This is a genomic window from Azonexus sp. MM2026_4 (assembly GCF_055901855.1).
This window is the reverse complement of the sequence record NZ_CM148380.1, coordinates 76,268-93,421: the sequence shown is the minus strand read 5'-3', so window position 1 is coordinate 93,421 and position 17,154 is coordinate 76,268. Positions and strand designations below refer to the sequence as shown.

General features: G+C 63.3%; 14 protein-coding genes. 8 read left to right on the top strand and 6 right to left on the bottom strand.

The features are described from left to right. The first annotated feature begins 1 nt into the window (after position 1). A complete protein-coding gene (locus AC0KWY_RS00345; RefSeq protein WP_474027671.1) occupies positions 2 to 517 on the top strand; it encodes an RBBP9/YdeN family alpha/beta hydrolase in 516 nt (171 codons plus the stop codon). Between the two features lie 101 nt (positions 518 to 618). After that, on the top strand, positions 619 to 948 hold the full coding sequence (locus AC0KWY_RS00340; RefSeq protein ID WP_474027670.1) for an ArsR/SmtB family transcription factor: 330 nt from the start codon (positions 619 to 621) through the stop codon (positions 946 to 948). Positions 949 to 1,704: 756 nt separating this feature from the next. On the opposite strand, the gene AC0KWY_RS00335 is transcribed toward AC0KWY_RS00340, so the two are convergent. After that, positions 1,705 to 1,950, bottom strand: a complete 246-nt coding sequence (locus AC0KWY_RS00335) for a hypothetical protein (RefSeq protein WP_474027669.1) — start codon at positions 1,948 to 1,950, stop codon at positions 1,705 to 1,707. An 87-nt stretch (positions 1,951 to 2,037) separates the two neighbouring features. On the opposite strand from AC0KWY_RS00335, the gene AC0KWY_RS00330 reads away from it, so the two are divergent. Both AC0KWY_RS00330 and AC0KWY_RS00325 read left to right on the top strand, forming a co-directional pair. Next, on the top strand, positions 2,038 to 2,517 hold the full coding sequence (locus tag AC0KWY_RS00330; protein WP_474027668.1) for a hypothetical protein: 480 nt from the start codon (positions 2,038 to 2,040) through the stop codon (positions 2,515 to 2,517). A gap of 251 nt (positions 2,518 to 2,768) precedes the next feature. Further along, complete coding sequence (locus tag AC0KWY_RS00325) at positions 2,769 to 3,023, top strand: DUF3418 domain-containing protein (RefSeq protein ID WP_474027667.1); 255 nt, start codon at positions 2,769 to 2,771, stop codon at positions 3,021 to 3,023. Positions 3,024 to 3,111: 88 nt separating this feature from the next. Here AC0KWY_RS00325 and AC0KWY_RS00320 read toward each other — a convergent pair whose 3' ends face one another. Beyond that, positions 3,112 to 5,406, bottom strand: a complete 2,295-nt coding sequence (locus tag AC0KWY_RS00320) for a tetratricopeptide repeat protein (RefSeq protein WP_474027666.1) — start codon at positions 5,404 to 5,406, stop codon at positions 3,112 to 3,114. Positions 5,407 to 5,449: 43 nt separating this feature from the next. Next, a complete protein-coding gene (locus tag AC0KWY_RS00315; protein ID WP_474027665.1) occupies positions 5,450 to 7,339 on the bottom strand; it encodes an ATP-binding protein in 1,890 nt (629 codons plus the stop codon). 493 nt (positions 7,340 to 7,832) lie between these two features. On the opposite strand from AC0KWY_RS00315, the gene AC0KWY_RS00310 reads away from it, so the two are divergent. From AC0KWY_RS00310 to AC0KWY_RS00295, 4 genes are all read left to right on the top strand, one after another. After that, a complete protein-coding gene (locus tag AC0KWY_RS00310; protein ID WP_474027664.1) occupies positions 7,833 to 9,296 on the top strand; it encodes a protein adenylyltransferase SelO in 1,464 nt (487 codons plus the stop codon). Between the two features lie 107 nt (positions 9,297 to 9,403). Beyond that, on the top strand, positions 9,404 to 10,027 hold the full coding sequence (locus tag AC0KWY_RS00305; RefSeq protein ID WP_474027663.1) for a histidine phosphatase family protein: 624 nt from the start codon (positions 9,404 to 9,406) through the stop codon (positions 10,025 to 10,027). Positions 10,028 to 10,034: 7 nt separating this feature from the next. Next, entirely contained in the window at positions 10,035 to 12,953 is a 2,919-nt protein-coding gene (locus tag AC0KWY_RS00300; RefSeq protein WP_474027662.1) for a response regulator, read from the top strand. 144 nt (positions 12,954 to 13,097) lie between these two features. Continuing rightward, positions 13,098 to 13,298: a hypothetical protein gene (locus AC0KWY_RS00295; RefSeq protein ID WP_474027661.1), complete on the top strand. Its 201-nt coding sequence runs from the start codon at positions 13,098 to 13,100 to the stop codon at positions 13,296 to 13,298. Position 13,299: 1 nt separating this feature from the next. Here the strand turns inward: AC0KWY_RS00295 and AC0KWY_RS00290 are convergent, their stop codons facing one another. From AC0KWY_RS00290 to msrA, 3 genes are all read right to left on the bottom strand, one after another. After that, positions 13,300 to 14,616, bottom strand: a complete 1,317-nt coding sequence (locus AC0KWY_RS00290; protein ID WP_474027660.1) for an NAD(P)H-dependent oxidoreductase — start codon at positions 14,614 to 14,616, stop codon at positions 13,300 to 13,302. A 68-nt stretch (positions 14,617 to 14,684) separates the two neighbouring features. Next, positions 14,685 to 15,653, bottom strand: coding sequence for a selenoneine biosynthesis selenosugar synthase SenB (gene senB / locus AC0KWY_RS00285; RefSeq protein ID WP_474027659.1), 969 nt, complete (start codon positions 15,651 to 15,653; stop codon positions 14,685 to 14,687). A gap of 64 nt (positions 15,654 to 15,717) precedes the next feature. Continuing rightward, positions 15,718 to 17,073, bottom strand: coding sequence for a peptide-methionine (S)-S-oxide reductase MsrA (msrA, locus tag AC0KWY_RS00280; RefSeq protein WP_474027658.1), 1,356 nt, complete (start codon positions 17,071 to 17,073; stop codon positions 15,718 to 15,720). Positions 17,074 to 17,154 lie beyond the last annotated feature (81 nt).

Sequence of the window (17,154 nt, the reverse complement as noted above, 5' to 3'; positions counted from 1 at the left end):
GATGGCTGAAATCCTGATCGTTCCCGGGCTACGCAACAGCGGCCCGACGCACTGGCAAAGCTGGTTCGAGGAGCAGTTGCCGAATACCCGCCGCGTCGAACAAACCAACTGGGAAAAGACCTGCCTCTCCGACTGGGCGGCCCGGGTTCGCGACGCCATCGATGCCGCCAGCGAGCCGGTCTGGATCGTCGCCCACAGCTTCGGCTGTCTGGCCAGCGTGACTGCGGCTTTCGTCCGCCAGGAAAAAATCCGTGGCGCCCTGCTCGTCGCGCCGGCCGACCCTCAGCGTTTTGACGAACCGGCAGCGCTGCTCGAAGAGCGTCTGACGTTCCCGAGTCTAGTCGTAGCCAGCAGCAACGACCCCTGGGTCAAGGAGAGTATTGCCCGGCAGTGGGCCAGCATCTGGGGAAGCGATTTTCTGAACATCGGCGCCGCCGGTCATATTAACGTCGATTCCGGCCATGGCCCCTGGCCGCAAGGATTGCAGTTCTTTCAACAACTGCAGGCCGGCATTTGAACCGTGCAGCAACATCGGCATAAGCATCTAATTTTTCCTTCTTAGCCGCTGCCGTAGTCACTTCATATACTCAAGGCCTGGTCACCGGATTGAATTGAAACATGCCTGAGTATTTGACGATACCGCTTCTTCAACCTGCTGTCAGGTCCTGGAATCAAACCGAAACCCAAAAGGTTGCCGACTTGCTGAAAGCAATTTCGCACCCTTTGCGATTGGGCATCGTGTGCATACTGGCTGACGGGCCGCTGTGCGTGAATCAGATACAACAATCGATCGGCACCTCACAGGCGAATATCTCCCAACACCTGAGCAATCTTGCCAATCGACGTCTTCTGCTCACGGAAAAGCAAGCCAACCGGGTTTATTACCGGCTGTCGGATGCAAGGCTGATCGAAATCATCGGCATATTGAAGAAAATCTACTGCCATTGAACCCAAACGAGCGACCGGCAGCCTGAACTGCAAAAATTGTGGGCAGGGCGTATCAATCAACTGTGAAGTGCAGTACGGCTTGCTTATCGGCAGGACAGAGCACTGACGAGCACCTACGAGCCTCTGCAACCAGAAGAACGCCGGCCGCCTTTCCCGCCTCCCTCCCCAATCTCCCGAAACAGCCATATCCAGGCGCTTCGCCAGTCGGAAGGAAACCGTGCAACAGCTTCGACGCAACGGTCGCTTCCAGAAAAGGAAGTTGGAGTATCCGTTTTTGTGCGCTATTGCCGGACCGAAAAACGGCAACTCAACAGAGGAAGCAAGACAGCAGGAAACGAAAGCGGCGACGTCTTGCAGTTCCAACAATCACCGCCATCGAGTACCCAACAAGAATCTGTGCTAGATTAGATCCGTCAGCAGGACATTGACTGGGTACAAACCTAGTACAAGTCAATGCCGACGACTGCGATGTAAGTGAATGAATTTAAACGGAATAACGCCTCGACTGAAGAGTCCCATCCACTCCGCCAACAAATTCCCAAGCGGCTGATTATATTGAAATAATCAGCCGCCATGGTGAGTAAAAGGGCACAAGGACAGGGTACAAAGTTCAGTCAGAAGGGACTGGACATACCACCCTAGATGACCCTCAGGAACCATACCTACTATTCCGCCCAAGCGTTCCAGTTGAGCTGCGCTCATTCATCGGCAAGCGGGAAATCAAGAAATCCCTAGAACGCAATTACCCTGCAGCCGTCAGCCTTTGCAAGGAACTTGCGTCGAGGCCGACAAGGCCATCTGCGATGCTCGCGCCCAATTCGACAGCCTCTCTGTCGATCCCTTCTCCTCCGAGGGGATTCGCCGTACCCGGCCGGTTTCAACCACTTGGCAAGATGCCAACGCCTGCGCCGCAGGTTGCAGCCAATCCATCAGGATTTGTCGCTGGTGCGGCGTCAATTCCGTCAGCGCATTCGACAGCTTCCGGAAATCATTGGGCTTCATCACAACACCTACCCAATTGATTCAGATAAGCTCGTTATAGACCAACAGCCTGCGATTACAGAGCCTTAGATAAAGAAGACCCGGACCATGACAAAAAGGTACAAGCTGAATAGAAAGACGAATAGTCTATTGACTGTTCCAGCTGTTAGCAGCCGCAGCCTTCCACATCAAACCACGCACCCACCGCGAAACCACCAACCAAGCCTGAAGTTTCTCGCCTTATTTACGGCGGGCGTCGTTGGCGGCATCGCTGCGCCGTCGGCGTGTTCCGCCAAGGTCGCAGACTGCCCACCCATCGTGCGTGGCGGTGTTGAGTACACCAGCCACCGTAACTACGTGCAAGCGGTCAAGCAGTCGACGGGGGAGGTTCTTTGGCGGACGGTCTTGTTTACCGAAAAGTACACTAGGGAGTTCGACCCAAGGATGGAGGAGGATGTGCAGTGGAACATGGCATGTATTGAGAAAGTTCGTGCAACCGAGGTGGTCGTGAGCGATCACAAGGGGCGAGTCTTTCGCGTCAGCCGGGCAAGTGGGGAGCTCATCTCGACGAAAGAGTCGTCGAAGTAAGCGTTCAAATTCATGACGTTCGACCCAGCCATCACTGTCGCATCTCATCAATACGAAAGATGAGCGGTTTTTTGCCAGATTTCGCGTTGGCAAGCTCGTAGAAGGAGACTTAGATATCCTCGAGGACGCGCTTGCTTTCGGTTGGCTTTCCGGGGCGGCAAATTCATGCTGTGAGGCTTGCTGCCCTTGTTGGCGCTCAGTGTGCTCGCCCGGTTAAGCGGCCGTACCCGCGCTATTACGAGGCGGTCGGCGTGCGCCTCGACAAGCTGAAAGCCAATCCGGCGCACGACGCCCGGTTGATGGCCGAGTACGCGCCGCTATGGACCGACTACGAACGCCGCGCGATCCAGTTGGCAAAAATGGGCGCGGTCGATCCGCTGGTCGAACAGTTCCGCTGGCTGCTGGAAGAGCTGCGCGTCGGCCTCTACGCGCAGGAGTTGAGCACGCCAGTGCCGGTGTCGGTGAAACGCTTGCAGAAACAATGGGAGGACATTCGGCTCGGTTAACGCGACACCGCTACCTTCGGTCCAGGTCGCCCTGCCGCCAGCAACGCCCTCCCCCCGCCTTGGCAAGGGAGGCCCGTCACTGACAACACTAGAGTCCGTAGCGCTCGATCGCGGCCAGATGCGGTGCCGGATCGAGCTGACACTGTTCAGCCAAACGCAACCAGCATGGTGTGTGAGGCCAATCCTGGGTGGCTTCATGCAATGCCTGGTGGATCTCGAGCGGCGAAACGCACTCCGGTGCCGAAACCGTGAAAAAGGCACCGGGCAGATCGCAGGAGTCATCATTGTCGAAGACTTCGTAATCGTCGCCGCTGTGAACCCAGATTTTCCAGTCACGCGCCTGCAACTGCTCGCGCATTTGCTCGAAAGGCGCATCGCCAGGATAAGCCCCGTCTACCAGCCAGCCCGGGCCGAAGCCACCGGACGATAGCGTATGCACGTGCCGGAAAGTCGGAATGAAATTTTTGCGCTCCTCTTCATCCTCGGGGAGCGGCTCGACGGTCGTCGCATCAAAGACCACCCAGTCATCGACATGCTGCCGCCAGTTGCCCCGGGCATTTTCGACGATCCTCGCACTGACCGGACCCGTCCGTTGGGCATAATAGTCAACGGCTTCGCCGTTCTCGAAATAGCGGATGACGACGCCGCCCCAGGCTTCCTCGACCGGCCCGCTCTGGCTCTCGAATTCAATCCCGAGCAGGGCTCCGGCCTCGCGGACCTTATCCCAGTTTTCGGCGGCGCTAGCGGCAACCATGCAATCCCAGAGCACGGATTTGTCCTGCGCCGCGTTTTCGTACAACGTATAGTAATTTTCGGCGGCCTCGGCAAAGCGACATTGCTGCATCAGGCTATGCGCGAGCAGGCCACGGGCGTTGAGCGAAGCCGGCGAGGCACCGAGCAAGGCAAGGCAATGCCGCTCGGCTGCGGGCCAATCATCGCGGCGGGCGGCCAGACGCGCCAAGCACCAGTGGGTAGTCAAGGGAGCAGTGGTTTCGTAGAGGCGGGACAAACGCATCACCCCGGCCTCATCGCCCCGATCTATCAAGGCCCCCAACAGGTGAAAGGCCAAATTTTCTTCCTGCTGGGTGTGGGTTTCGACATACGCCCAAAGCAGTGCAATTGCGTCATCATGGGCGCCGCAGGCATCCAGGGCAGAAACCGCCTGAACGCGCAGCATCTGGTTCTCCGGAAGCTGGTGAAGTGCCTGCAGCAACCATTGGACCTGCTGTTCCGGATTGCTGTTTCCCCCCTTGTCCGCCTGGGCCGCGAGGTACTCAAGCAAGTCCTCCGCTGCGACCGGCAGTGCGTCTTGCTGCGGCAAGGCATTGATTTCGCCGGACAAACGATCCAGAAGTGCCCCAGCGCCCAGATCGCGACGCAGCTTGGGCAAGCAGGCCCGGGCCTGTTCAAGGTAGCGCCGAGCACTCCACGCGCTCCCTCGGAGAATTGCCAACCGAATGCCGTATTCCGCCAGTTCGACGACCATCCGATAGCTGCCGCTTTCTGCGTAGTGCGCCAGCGCGCGCTGCAACTGGCTCGCGAGTTGCCAGGTGTTGCGTTCCTGTTGGCGGAGCAGGACCGGATACGCTGCTTGCCACCAAGAAAGGTGATCGACAAGAGTCAGCTCCGGCAATGAGGGCAAGGTTTCCCAAACATCTTCGTCACGACCAAGCCCTGCCAATGCTCGCGCCTTGAGCAAAGTCCGCGGTTGCGAAACATTCCGGGACTCAAAATCGTCGGCCTCGGTTTCCTGAGCAAGGATATTGTCCAGCGCTTCCTGATAACGCCCCAGCGCGACCAAGGCCCGACTTCGCGCTTCATGGATGTTGTGATCGACTTCTTCGCCGGCCTGCTCGATGCAATCCTGCTGGGATTGCAGGTATGCCAGCGCCTCGTTCAGCTGTGTCGCATCGACCAGCGCATCGGCTTTTTCGTTGGTGAGGCACTGGAAGCACCCCCAGCTTGGATCGATGCGCGCGAGCGTTTCGTCGCAGACGGCAATCCGCTCTTCAAACCAGCCAGGACCGTCAATATTGCCGTAGCAGGCCGCCAGATCCTGGGTCACACAAACAGACTGGGGACAAGCGATCGTTTCCTTGCGGTGCGCGAATTCGAAAAGCGCCACGGCATCGGCCAGCGCTTTCTCACCTTCGGCCTTATTCCCAATCCGGTTGCGCATTTCCCAGTGACCGACAAAGACCTCCAGCCAGGGATTTTCGAGTGTCTTGCATAGCGCCTTGGCCTCCGGCAACAAGGCATCGACTTGCGCCGGCTGCATGTTGACGATTTCGGTGGTCAGCCGATCGATCAGAACCGCACTATGCATTTGGCCCGCCTCGGCGAGGTCGTTCTGGAGCTTTTCGACCCAGTCCCAAATATTCATTTTGTATCCTTGAAGAAAGGTAGGTTGTCCGCAGAGCGGAAAATCAGCGATCAGCGATCAGCGCGATTGATGCTGCGAGGTCATCCAGCGCCTGATTGAGGGTGCTTTCGGCATGCCCTCCCCGGCTCATCAGCACCTTGAAGGCTTTGAGTAGCCGGGCGGCCAGTGCGGCCTGGACAGGCGTTTCGCGCAGGCTCCGAAGCAGGGTCTGAATGGCCGGACTGTCGAGATTCAGGTAGAGCAGCTCGTCGTATTCGGCATCGATCTTTGCAGTGAATTGGCGGGCTAGCCGGAGCGCAGCTTGTGAAATCTGTTTGTCGCTGGCGTCGGCTTCCAGCCGACGTTTAAGTTCACTGTCGCGATCGGGCACAACCACCAATGGCAAAGCGGCCGGATCGAAGCGGGCTGGAATCAGTTTTTCGCCATCCGCCAGATGTGCACTCAGCCAAGTCAGTTGGTCGGACGGCAATTCGGCAAGGGCGAATAGCTGGCGATTGCCCTGCTCGGTCCCCAGTTCGGTCAGGCGAAAGCCTTTGATTTGAGCCCAACGCCGCAGAAAGGGCACGACGGCGTAGCGATGTCCGTGGGCCACAGGAACATTCATGCTCCGAAACAACATTTCCTCGAAACCGTGACGGTTTTCGAAGAGAACATGCAGGCTGCCACGGGAAAGCAGTTCCCGAACAGGAAGATCGCCGCGCGAGCTGGGAATGCGGACGCAATCCATGATGAGCAGAAAAAGACGCTCGTCACACAGGGCCGCACCGAGCAAAGCTTCATTATGACGGTTGAGAACACGTTGCCAGGCTTCGGGTTGAGTACGACTGATATCGGCCAATCCCTCGATCAGGGCCTCCGCGATGGCATGCTGGGTAAGCCGGTATTCGTCGTCTCGCTGAAGATCCTCGCGACTGGCGGTCGGGGTCAACTTTGCGGACTCAATGACCCCGCCAACAAAACCTGCCCACGAAGGCAGCAGATCGCGAGCATCATCATCAAGCAGCATGCCGCGCACGAATACCGACAGATTCCGGTTGTCGCTGGTGCCATAGGTAATCCCGTCTTGTATCCAGAGCAGCCCGACAGCTCCTCCGGGCGTCCCGGAGCGCAAGGGAAGGGTACAGATTGGCTCGAATGCTCTTTCAAAACGGGTAGCAAACGCCAGATTACGGCGCCGTTCAAGCACGGGGTGCAAGCGTGCAGCATCCTGCTGCCGCCAGGGGGGGGCCTCCGGATTCAGTGCCCCGGCCTGACCTGCGAGGTAAATGGGCTCCTTGAGCAACTGACAATAGTGACCGAGGATGTCCAGTAGACGTGTGCGATTGGCCAGCCCAAGATAGTCGTTCTGCAATTCGAGAACAATTTCGCTCCCGATTGGCCGGGAAGGAATCGGGACGATCGAATACTGCTCGGCATTGGTCGAGGTATAACAGTGACTGCGACCGGGATCCTGATATGACGTGGTATTCACGGTTACCCGCCTGGCGAGAACGAAGGCCGACAGAAACCCCAGACCGAACATCCCGATCAGGCCGCTATCATCCACTTCGTTTTGCCGCAGCTTGCGCGTATATCCGACACCGACGGTCGCCAAATAAGCATGGATCTCGTGCTCGGTCAGTCCTGCACCAGTGTCCGTAATACGCAGAAAGCCCTGTGAGCGATCGAAATCGACATCGATTCTTGCGGAATCCTGCCATCCAGGCTGTTCGATCCGACGGCGAATGATCGAGTCATGGGCGTTTTGCACCAGTTCGCGCAAGGCGACCATTGGTGTCGAATACAAATGCTTGCTAAGTACGGACATCAAGCCCGTCAGATCGACGGCCGTACGATGAAGTCCTGCAACGACGGCTGGTGATTCTGGCGAATTCATTGTGCTGGCTATATCTGCGATTGCAGCATTATCGTCGAAGAGACGAGAAAGATCCATGCCAATAGAATGCCCATATGGAATAAAGCATGGCCCGTACAAGGCTGGCGCCGCCGATCTGCGAAGCATGCATTTGAATCGACACGTGGCGATTCATTTCCCGATAGGAAGATTGCTTCGTGAGGAGGGAGCTCTCGAAGGATTTCGGTGCATCACAAACGGCTGAACGGCCGATAACCGGTGAATCGCCGCCCAATCCTGGCCAAGAACCCAAGCTAGCAACACCATTAAACCCCACATAAATCCGTGGCAAAGTGAACGTACCAGTTGGCCAACGACTGGGCACAAAACAAGTACAAGTCAATATCTATAATTTCGACGCAAGCTACTGAATATAAACGCAATAACACTTCGATCAAAGACTCCAGGCCACTCCACCAACCTTTTTGCTTTTCGGCAAAGGAAACAGTCGTCCGCCGGCGCAGGCTGACCCAGCGGCGGAACCAAGCCGCCCCCGCCGGGTCGAATCGGCGCTGCTTTCCGGATGCCATCCATGCCCGACCTGTTCACTTTCGACAACAGCTACGCCCGCGAACTTTCCGATTTCTGCGTCCGCTGGGAGCCGGCAGCCGCCTCGCAGCCGACGCTGCGCTATCTGAACCATGCGCTGGCACGCGAACTGGGTGCCGACCCGGCCGCGCTGATGGCGGCCGATGGCGTCGCCGCACTGGTCGGCAACCGCGTCCCGCAAGGCGCCGAACCGGTCGCCCAGGCTTACGCCGGCCACCAGTTCGGCGGTTTCTCGCCGCAACTGGGCGACGGCCGCGCCTTGCTGCTCGGCGAAGTCATCGACCGCGAGGGACGCCGGCGCGACATCGCCTTCAAGGGTTCCGGCCGCACGCCGTTCTCGCGCAGCGGTGACGGCAAGTGCGCGCTCGGCCCGGCGCTGCGCGAGGCGCTGATCGGCGAGGCGATGCACGCCCTGGCCATTGCCACGACGCGCGCCCTCGCCGTCGTCGCCACCGGTGACCCGGTGCGCCGCGAACGGGCGCTGCCCGGCGCCGTGCTGACCCGCATCGCCGCCAGCCACGTCCGGGTCGGCACCTTCGAATTCCTGGCCCAGCATCTCGGCGAAGCAGCGGTCCGGCGCCTGGCCGATTACGTGATCGCCCGCCATGGCGGGCCCCGGGAAAGCAGCGGCCAACCCTACCGCGACCTGCTGCAGGCGGTCGCCGAACGGCAGGCGGAACTGGTCGCGCGCTGGCTCGGCGTCGGCTTCATCCACGGCGTGATGAACACCGACAACATGACGATCTCCGGCGAGACGATCGATTACGGCCCCTGCGCCTTTCTCGAAGCCTACGACCCGGCCGCCGTGTTCAGTTCGATCGACCGCCAGGGCCGCTACGCCTACGGCCGCCAGGGAACGATCGCCCAGTGGAATCTCGCCCGCTTCGCCGAAACCCTGCTGCCGCTGCTCGACGCCGAGCCCGAGCGCGCCGTCGCCATTGCCACGGACATCATCGAGGCCTTCCCGGGCCACCACGCCGCCGAATGGCTGGACGTCTTCCGGGCCAAGCTGGGGATCGACGAGAGCGGTGACGCCGCCGATGACCGCCGCCTGATCGAGGATTTCCTCGCCCTGCTGGAAGCCGGCCGGGACGATTTCACGCTCGCCTTCCGGGCACTTTACGCGCTGGCCGCCGACGGCACCGCCGAACGGATCGCCGGCGAAGCGCGCTTCGCAACCTGGCTCGCCCGCTGGCAGGCCCGCCAGCCGCAACGCCCGCCAGCGCTGCTGGCGGCGATGCGGACCGCCAACCCGCTGTACATCGCGCGCAACCACCAGGTCGAAGCCGCCCTCGACGCCGCCGTCGATGGCAACGATTTCGCCCCCTTCGAGCGCCTGCTCGACGTCGTCCGCAACCCGTTCGACGCCCGCCCCGAAGCCGCCGCCTACGCCACCCCGGCGCCCGCCGCCTTCACCGATAGCTACCGGACTTTCTGCGGCACCTGAACGTCGCGCCGGCACGCATCAGCACAATTGCATAAACCTCTCGCATACGAGCATCCGCTGTGCTTTAATCTACAAAACTTTACAAAAAACCCCGCGGAGGCAATTTCATGAAAACACTGGCTTGCCTATTGGCCGGCATGCTGTTCTCGCTGTCCGTCGTCGCCGGCGATGCCCCGACCTTCGTCGAAAAGCCGATCACCCGCGAACTCTTCGAGCAGATCCGCAGCGGCGGTTTCGTGCTCTACATGCGCCACGGCAATACCGACAACAACCGCGCCGACCGCTTTCCGGCGGTGGACCTCAGCGACTGCTCGACCCAGCGCCTGCTCTCCGACGCCGGCCGCCAGCTGATGCGCGACATCGGCAGCCACCTGCGCACGGCAAAGTTGCCGCTCAACCGCGTGCTGGTCAGCCCGATGTGCCGCACCCGGGAATCGGCGCAACTGGCGATCGGCGAGCAATTCGAGGTCAAAGAACCGCTGATGTATTCGGCCAACATGACCAGCGAGCAGAAGCAGCCGCGGATCGTCGCGCTGAAGAAGCTGCTCGCCGAACCGGTGAAGCCCGGCGGCAACACGCTGATCATCGCCCACGCGCCCAATCTCGACGACCTGATCGGTTTCTTCGTCAAACCCGAAGGCACCATCGTCGTCTTCCGGCAGACCGGCGGCGCCGGTTACGAATACGCCGCCAGCATCCACCCGGCCGACTGGCCCGGCCTGCTCAAGTGACGCGCTGATGGAGAACTTTCTCCGCCACCGCGGCCGGCGCACCCTGACCCTGATCATTCTGTTGCCGCTGTTGCTGGTCGGCGGCAGCGCGATGATCTTCAACCTGAGCACGGTGTACAGCCTGAAGCAGCAGCAGGCCGACGCCAGCACCGAACAGCGCGAGCTGCTTGCCCTGCTCAACGAAGCCACCGCGCTCAGCGAAACACTGGCCACCGAACAGCTCAAGGTCAGCGAAACCCTGGGCCTCGCCCGCGACGGCAAACTCGACGAAGCGGGGCTCTACCGCAGCCATGTCAGTCTGGTCGACCAGATGGCGGTACTGGACCGCCGCGTCACCGGCCTCGTCGAACGCACGCGGCGGCAGGTGATACCGGAACGGGAAGCGCAGGCTCTGATCGACGACTTTCTGGGCTACCGCAACTACGTCGTGATGGCTTCCGACATCGCCGCCATCGATCCCGGCACCGCCAGCCGCCACATCGACCAGGCGCGCGCCCATTTCATCGCCTTTGCCGAACACGCCCACCACCTCGCCCTGCTCCTCGGCAAGCGGGTCGAAACGCGCAGCGCAGCGGCGACCACCGCCTTTGCCGGGCATTTCGCCAGCGTCCGCCTGACCGTCATCATCGGCATGCTGGGCATGCTGGCGCTGGCGCTGCTGATCGCCAATTTCTTCAGTCGCCGGATGTCCTTGCTCGCCGAAGGCATGATGGCCCTCGCCGCCAGCCGCGAAACGCCGGCGCCACTGCCCGAGATCGAACGTCTGGCGCGCCGCAAGCACGGTGAAATCGCACCGCTGGCGGCGGCCGTCCTCGATTTCCGGCAGGCCCTGCTCGACCGCCATCAAGCCGAAATACAACTGCGGGAATACCAGCAGAACCTGGAAAGCCTGGTTGAACAGCGGACCGCCGAAGTCAACCAGGCCAGGCTCGCCGCCGAAACCGCCAACCGGGCGAAGAGCGCCTTCCTGGCCAACATGTCGCACGAAATCCGGACGCCGATGAACGCCATCCTCGGGCTCACCCACCTGATGCGGCGCGACTCCGTGCTGCCGCGGCAGTTCGAGCATCTCGACAAGATCGGCGACGCCGCCCAGCACCTCCTGGGCATCATCAACGACATCCTCGATTTCTCGAAGATCGAGTCCGGCAAGCTCGCCCTGGAAAACACCGACTTCGACCTCGATGGCCTGTTCCGCAGCATCCACGTGCTGATCGGCGACAAGGCGGCGGACAAGAACCTGGAAGTCGTCACCCGCATCGATCCGGCGCTGCCGATGATGCTCTGCGGCGACCGCATGCGGCTCGGCCAGATCCTGCTCAACTTCGCCAACAACGCGGTCAAGTTCACCGAGCGCGGCGTCGTCAGCCTGCGCGCGCGCAAGATCGACGGCCCGCCGACGGAAGCAATCCGCATCCGCTTCGAGATCAGCGATACCGGCATCGGCATCACCCCGGAACAGCAGTCGCGCCTGTTCCAGCCCTTCGAGCAGGCCGACCTGTCGACCACCCGCAACTTCGGCGGCACCGGTCTCGGCCTCGCCATTTCCCGGCGCCTCGCCGAACTGATGGGCGGCCGCGTCGGCGTGACCAGCACGCCGGGCCAGGGCAGCACTTTCTGGGCCGAAATTTCCTTGCAGCCGGCCAGCAGCCAGGCCCCGGAAACCCAATCGGGCCGGCGCATCGACCGCCGCCTGCGCGTCCTCGTCGTCGACGACCTCGATGAAGCGCGCGACGCCCTGGTCGACATGCTGGTCATGCTGCAGGCGCAGAGCGCCAGTGTCGCCGCCGGCCAGCAGGCGATCCAGCAGGCCGCCGCCGCCGCCCAGCGCGGCCAGCCGTTCGACCTCATCCTGCTCGACTGGAAGATGCCCGGCCTCGACGGCATCGAGACGGCGCGGCAGATCCAGGCCCTGCACCTGCCGCACACGCCGGTGATGATCCTGGTCACCGCCTACGGCCGCGACGAGCCCGCCGATCAACTGCGCGACGCCGGCATCCGCCTCTGCCTGAGCAAGCCGGTCACGCCCTCGACGCTGCACGACGCGATCCTCGAATCGCTGAGCGGCGAACCGGCCACCCAGAACCTGCCGGCCAGCGCGCTCGACCTCAGCCGCTTCCAGGGCCGCCGGGTGTTGCTGGCGGAAGACAACCCGATCAATCAGGAAGTCGCCATCGAACTGCTGCGCGAAGTCGGCCTCGCCGTCAACCTCGCCGAAGACGGCCTGGCCGCCGTCGAACTGGCTAGGAAAAACACCTACGACCTGATCCTGATGGACATGCAGATGCCGCGTCTCGACGGTATCGCCGCCACCATCCAGATCCGCCGCCTGCCCGGCGCCGGCGAAACGCCGATCCTGGCGATGACCGCCAACGCCTTCGCCGAGGACCGCCAGGCCTGCCTCAACGCCGGCATGGCCGACCACGTCGCGAAGCCGGTCGATCCCGACCAGCTCTACAGCACCATGCTGCGCTGGCTGCCGGCGCAACCGCTGGCCGCCCCGGCCGAACGCAGCGCCACCGACCCCGAAGTCCAGGACCAGATCGCCCGCCTCAAGCAGATGCTCGCCGGCATCGATGGCCTCAACGTCAACGCCGGGTTGCGCGCCGTGCACGGCAAGCTCGCCACCTACCGGCGGGTCATCGAACTCTTCATTGCCACCCACGCCGACGACGCCAGCCGCCTGCGCGAACTGATCCACAGCGGGCAGATCCGCGAAGGCGAACATCTCGCCCACGCCCTCAAGGGTTCCGCCGCCAACCTCGGTGCCGGCGAAATCCGCTACCTCGCCGAACGCATCGAACAGGCGCTGCGGCGCAGCGAGATCCACGAAGCCGAAGTCGTCCTCAGCATGCTGGAAATCAAACTGCCGATGATGGTTTCGGCGCTCGCCGGCAACCGCGAGAACCTTGCGGCAAATGTCTGATCCAACCCGGTAGAGGCGCACCGTTGTGAAGCGGCGCCGCACCCCGGCTGTGCCTGAACGCCGCCAGGCCTCCCCGCCGGCGGCGTTTCTTCCCGGTGGAACGGATGTTGCGTGATGTCAAACGTCACATCACGGGAGAAAATCATGGCCCCCCGACTGACCGAAGAAACCCTGTTCTGGATCCGGCTGGCCGCCTTCGCCCACCTGTCCGAACAGATCTTCTGCTCCGGCGCCAGCGTTGCCGACGCCGAGGAACTGCTGTTCGGCTGGTCGCTGCCCGGCGCCCTGCCCGCGACCTACGCCTGCCTGACCGGTGGTGTCGCTTACGCGACAAACCAGGCCTGACTCAGGAACGCCCGGGATGCGGCCGGAGGTCGAGCGCCTTGCGCGGCAGATGGTTGTCGTGCGCCTCCTTGATCCAGCGGATCGCCGCCAGTTGACGGAACAGGCCGGCCGGCACGAGCGGCCGGGCCATCAGGCGGATCGCCGGCCCGGGAACCGGCAGACCGGCGCCCAGCGCCGTACCGGCCAGGCGCAGGGCGCGGATCGGCCGCCGCAGCAGCAGGGCGTGATCGTCGAGCGGCCGGCCGTGGATCATCTCGCCACCGCCGAGCGCCAGGCCGCCCGCCCAGGCCAGTCCGTGCTGCGCGGCAAAATGCCGTAACTGGCGCAGTGCGCTGCGGTTGTGGACAGCTTCCGGATAGCCGCAATTGAGGATGCCGACCAGCCGTCGCGGTGCCCCGGCAGCACCAGTGAGTTGCCGGCCGAGACGCTCGAGCGCCCGCGTCGCCAGGTAAGGCAGACCATCGACGTAAAGCGGTGCCGAGACGACCAGCAGATCGGCCGCCAGCATCGTCGCCAACGCCCGCTCGGCGGCGGCGCCGGGCTTGATGAAAGCCTGCACGTGCACCAGCGTGCAACGGGTGCCCGCCTGCTCCAGCGCCTCGGCCAGTCCGCGCGCCAGCGATTCCGAAGTGCTGCTCCCCTTGGGACGGGCGCTGCCGATCAGGATCGCTGCCGTCGCTGGCGCTGCCGTCGGCGGCCCGGCATCGGCGCGGCAAACCGCGTCGAGCGCATCGGCTGCCGGCTTCGGGAAGGCGTCGCCGGCATCGGCCGCCAGCGCGCATTCCAGCGCCGCCGCCAAATCTTCCCGCCAGCGCTCGGCCTGCTGCGAAACGATGCGACAGACGTAGCGCGAAGCCAGCAGGTTGATCGCGTTGCCGCCGGCGTACTCGCGGAAAGTCGCCGAGGTCTCGTCATCGGCGCGGTCGCTGATGCCGAGGAAGAGCATCGGCGGGTAATCGGGGTAGCGCGGCCGATGCCGGGTCAGGCCGTCGCGCTCGTTGAAGAAGGGATGGATCAGGCCGAGCAGGCGATCGACGGCTTTCTTCAGGTCGCCGCTATAGCCGCCGAAAACGACCGGCGACAGGAAGACGACCAGAGCGGCTTCGCGCACCGCGCGCAGAATCTCCTGCGCTTCGTCGCGGGTCCGGCAGACGCCCGGCGTGCGCGTCCAGCATTCGAAATCGCCGGTGCATGGCGCCAGGTTGATGCCGGCCAGGGAAAAGTGGCTGACCGAGAGGCCGCGGGCCGCGGCCAGTTGCCGCAGTTGCTGGCTGACCGGGTGATTGGCGGCACTGCCGTCGAGTATGACGATATCCATCGGCGCTCAGGGAAATGGGATTAGCGCAGCATTGTTCCACCGGCGACGACCGATGTATACCTCTGGCATCAAACAGCGAGTTGCCGGAGCAGTTCGTGCAGCGCCGCCCGTTCGCGCCGCGGCTGGAAAAGTTCGGCCCGCGCCGCCACCGCCGCCTGCAGGCGAGCCAGCAAGCCGTCGGCGGCCCCCTGGCTGCGCCGCAGTTGGCGCAGGCGTTCGGCCAGCGCGCCGCTGTCGCCGCAGGGAAAATAGCCCGGATAGTCGACGCCGAGCAGGCCGATGTTGCCGTCCACCGCCGAAGCCAGCACCGGCGTGCCGCAGGTGATGGCTTCGATGACGACGTTGGCGCCGCCCTCCATCAAGCTCGGATGGACCAGCAAATGCGCCCGCTGGATCGCCCGCCTGGCCACGCCATGCGGCTGCGCGCCGAGCCAGCGGTAGGCGGGGCAATCGGCCATGGTCGCCGCGGCGGCAGCGCCGAGCGCCGGATCGAGGACGCCGCCGAGGTGGCGGATGCGGATGTCGGGCTGGCCGGCTAGCAGGCGGGCGGCGGCGAACAGTGTTGCCGGCGATTTTTCCGGGCGCAGATGGCCGACCGCGACGACATTGAGATGGCGCGCGGTCTTCACCGGTGTCCGCCGGGCCGGCGCCGACTGCAGGATGACCCGCGCCCGCCCGCGCAGCTCGGCCGGCAGGCTGGCGATGCCGCATTCGTGCAGGACGACCAGCGCCTGTGCGGCGTGCAGCGAGGCGACGGCTGAAGCATCGACGGCGATGTCGCGGTGCAGGTCGGTGCCGGTCAGCACCACGGCCAGACCGCGGCTGCCGTGCCGGGCATGCCAGGCAGCGATGGCTGGCGCCGAGCGGCGGGCATGCAGGGCGATCATCGCCTGGTCTTCGGCCGCCCCGGCATCCGGCCAGTCGCGGACGATGCGCACGCGCCCCGCTCCGGCCAGCAGACGCTGCCAGCGACGGGCGGTGCGCCAGTTGCCGTTGTTGGCGTCGCCGAGGTAGGGACTGACGATGACGAGGTTCATGCGCGGACCGGGATTGCGGAGCCGCCCATTCTAACGGCTCGCGGCTGCCCGCCTGCTTGCCCGCCTACTTGCCCGCTTGCTTGCCCTGGTCCGGCACGAACTTCAACACGTTGCCGTTGATGCAGTAGCGCTTGCCGGTCGGCGGCGGACCGTCGTCGAAGACGTGGCCGAGGTGGATGCCGGAGCTGGCGCTGCGCACCTCGACCCGGCGCATGCCGTGGCTGACATCGACATGCTCGCTCAACGCGCCGGGCAGCGGATTGAAGAAGCTGGGCCAGCCGGTGCCGCTGTCGAACTTGGTGTCGCTGCGGAACAGCGCGGCGCCGGAGATCGGATCGACGAAGGTACCGGGCCGCTTCTCATCCAGATGCGAACCGGTACCCGGATACTCGGTCCCCTGCTCGAAGGCGATCTTCTGCTGCGCCGGCGTCAGCAGGTGGAAACCCAGCCATTTCCAGAAACGCTCCTGGTCGCCGTTGTAGCCGGTGTAGCGCGACACTTCCTTGCCCTTCTCGAAGAGGACGATGGTCGGCGTCGCGAACAAGGCCTTCTCCAGCGCCCAGCCGGCCGGCGGCTGCGGGTTGAGCGTGCGGGCGATGGCGACCGGCGACTGCCAGCGGTCGAGCACTTCGGCCTTGAACTTGCGGCAATAGGCGCAATCCTCGGCTTCGAAGACGATCAGTTGGCGCTGGAAATCGAGCTTCGCCGCGTCCAGCCGGGGCGCCTGGGCGGCGGCCGCCGGCATTGGCGTCGTCGCGGCAACACCGGCCTGCGGATACTTGACGCCGGTACCGCCCAGCCCGCAGTAACCGTTCGGGTTCTTGGCCAGGTAGTCCTGGTGGTATTCCTCGGCGCTGAAATACTTCTTCAACGACGCGATTTCGGTGGTGATCGCCCCGCGCCCGGCGGCCTGCAGCGCCTTTTGGTAGACGTCGCGCGTCTTCAGCGCCAGCGCCTGCTGGGCGTCGTTCTGCGTATAGACCGCGCTGCGGTAGTTGCTGCCGACGTCGTTGCCCTGACGGTCGCCCTGCGTCGGATCGTGACTTTCCCAGAACTGGATCAGCACCTTCTCAAGATTGGTCTTGGCTGGATCGAAGGTCACCTTGACCACTTCGGCGTGGTTGCGCTTGTCCGAGCGCCCCCACTGGCGCAACTTTTCCTGCGCCAGCACGGCGTCGTAAGTGCCATCGACCTCGCCGTTGGCGTAACCGCTCTCGACATCGACGACGCCGGGCAGCGCCGCCATGCGCTTCTCGGCGCCCCAGAAACAACCCATGCCGAGGACGATGCTCTCGGTCACCGCCGGCATTTTCGGCTTCACCGCCTGGGCGGCAGAGGTGGCATCGCCACAGGCGCCGACCAGCAGCGCGGCGGCCAGCGCAAAAGTGATGCCGTTGAAGACAAGTGTTTGCGAAATCATGACGAAACCTTCCGTACAGCGGCAACCGATGGCGGCGGGATTGCCTTCCGCCTCTCCGTGGACCGGGCCACGGCGGAGTAG

What these genes read in the sequence shown, in the direction of transcription:
- AC0KWY_RS00295 (WP_474027661.1), top strand. Translation starts at nt 13,098, where the DNA reads ATGGCCCCCCGACTGACCGAAGAAACCCTGTTCTGGATCCGGCTGGCC.
- AC0KWY_RS00315 (WP_474027665.1), bottom strand. Translation starts at nt 7,339, where the DNA reads ATGGATCTTTCTCGTCTCTTCGACGATAATGCTGCAATCGCAGATATA.
- AC0KWY_RS00330 (WP_474027668.1), top strand. Translation starts at nt 2,038, where the DNA reads ATGACAAAAAGGTACAAGCTGAATAGAAAGACGAATAGTCTATTGACT.
- AC0KWY_RS00300 (WP_474027662.1), top strand. Translation starts at nt 10,035, where the DNA reads ATGGAGAACTTTCTCCGCCACCGCGGCCGGCGCACCCTGACCCTGATC.
- AC0KWY_RS00340 (WP_474027670.1), top strand. Translation starts at nt 619, where the DNA reads ATGCCTGAGTATTTGACGATACCGCTTCTTCAACCTGCTGTCAGGTCC.
- msrA (WP_474027658.1), bottom strand. Translation starts at nt 17,073, where the DNA reads ATGATTTCGCAAACACTTGTCTTCAACGGCATCACTTTTGCGCTGGCC.
- AC0KWY_RS00345 (WP_474027671.1), top strand. Translation starts at nt 2, where the DNA reads ATGGCTGAAATCCTGATCGTTCCCGGGCTACGCAACAGCGGCCCGACG.
- AC0KWY_RS00310 (WP_474027664.1), top strand. Translation starts at nt 7,833, where the DNA reads ATGCCCGACCTGTTCACTTTCGACAACAGCTACGCCCGCGAACTTTCC.
- AC0KWY_RS00290 (WP_474027660.1), bottom strand. Translation starts at nt 14,616, where the DNA reads ATGGATATCGTCATACTCGACGGCAGTGCCGCCAATCACCCGGTCAGC.
- AC0KWY_RS00305 (WP_474027663.1), top strand. Translation starts at nt 9,404, where the DNA reads ATGAAAACACTGGCTTGCCTATTGGCCGGCATGCTGTTCTCGCTGTCC.
- AC0KWY_RS00335 (WP_474027669.1), bottom strand. Translation starts at nt 1,950, where the DNA reads ATGAAGCCCAATGATTTCCGGAAGCTGTCGAATGCGCTGACGGAATTG.
- senB (WP_474027659.1), bottom strand. Translation starts at nt 15,653, where the DNA reads ATGAACCTCGTCATCGTCAGTCCCTACCTCGGCGACGCCAACAACGGC.
- AC0KWY_RS00320 (WP_474027666.1), bottom strand. Translation starts at nt 5,406, where the DNA reads ATGAATATTTGGGACTGGGTCGAAAAGCTCCAGAACGACCTCGCCGAG.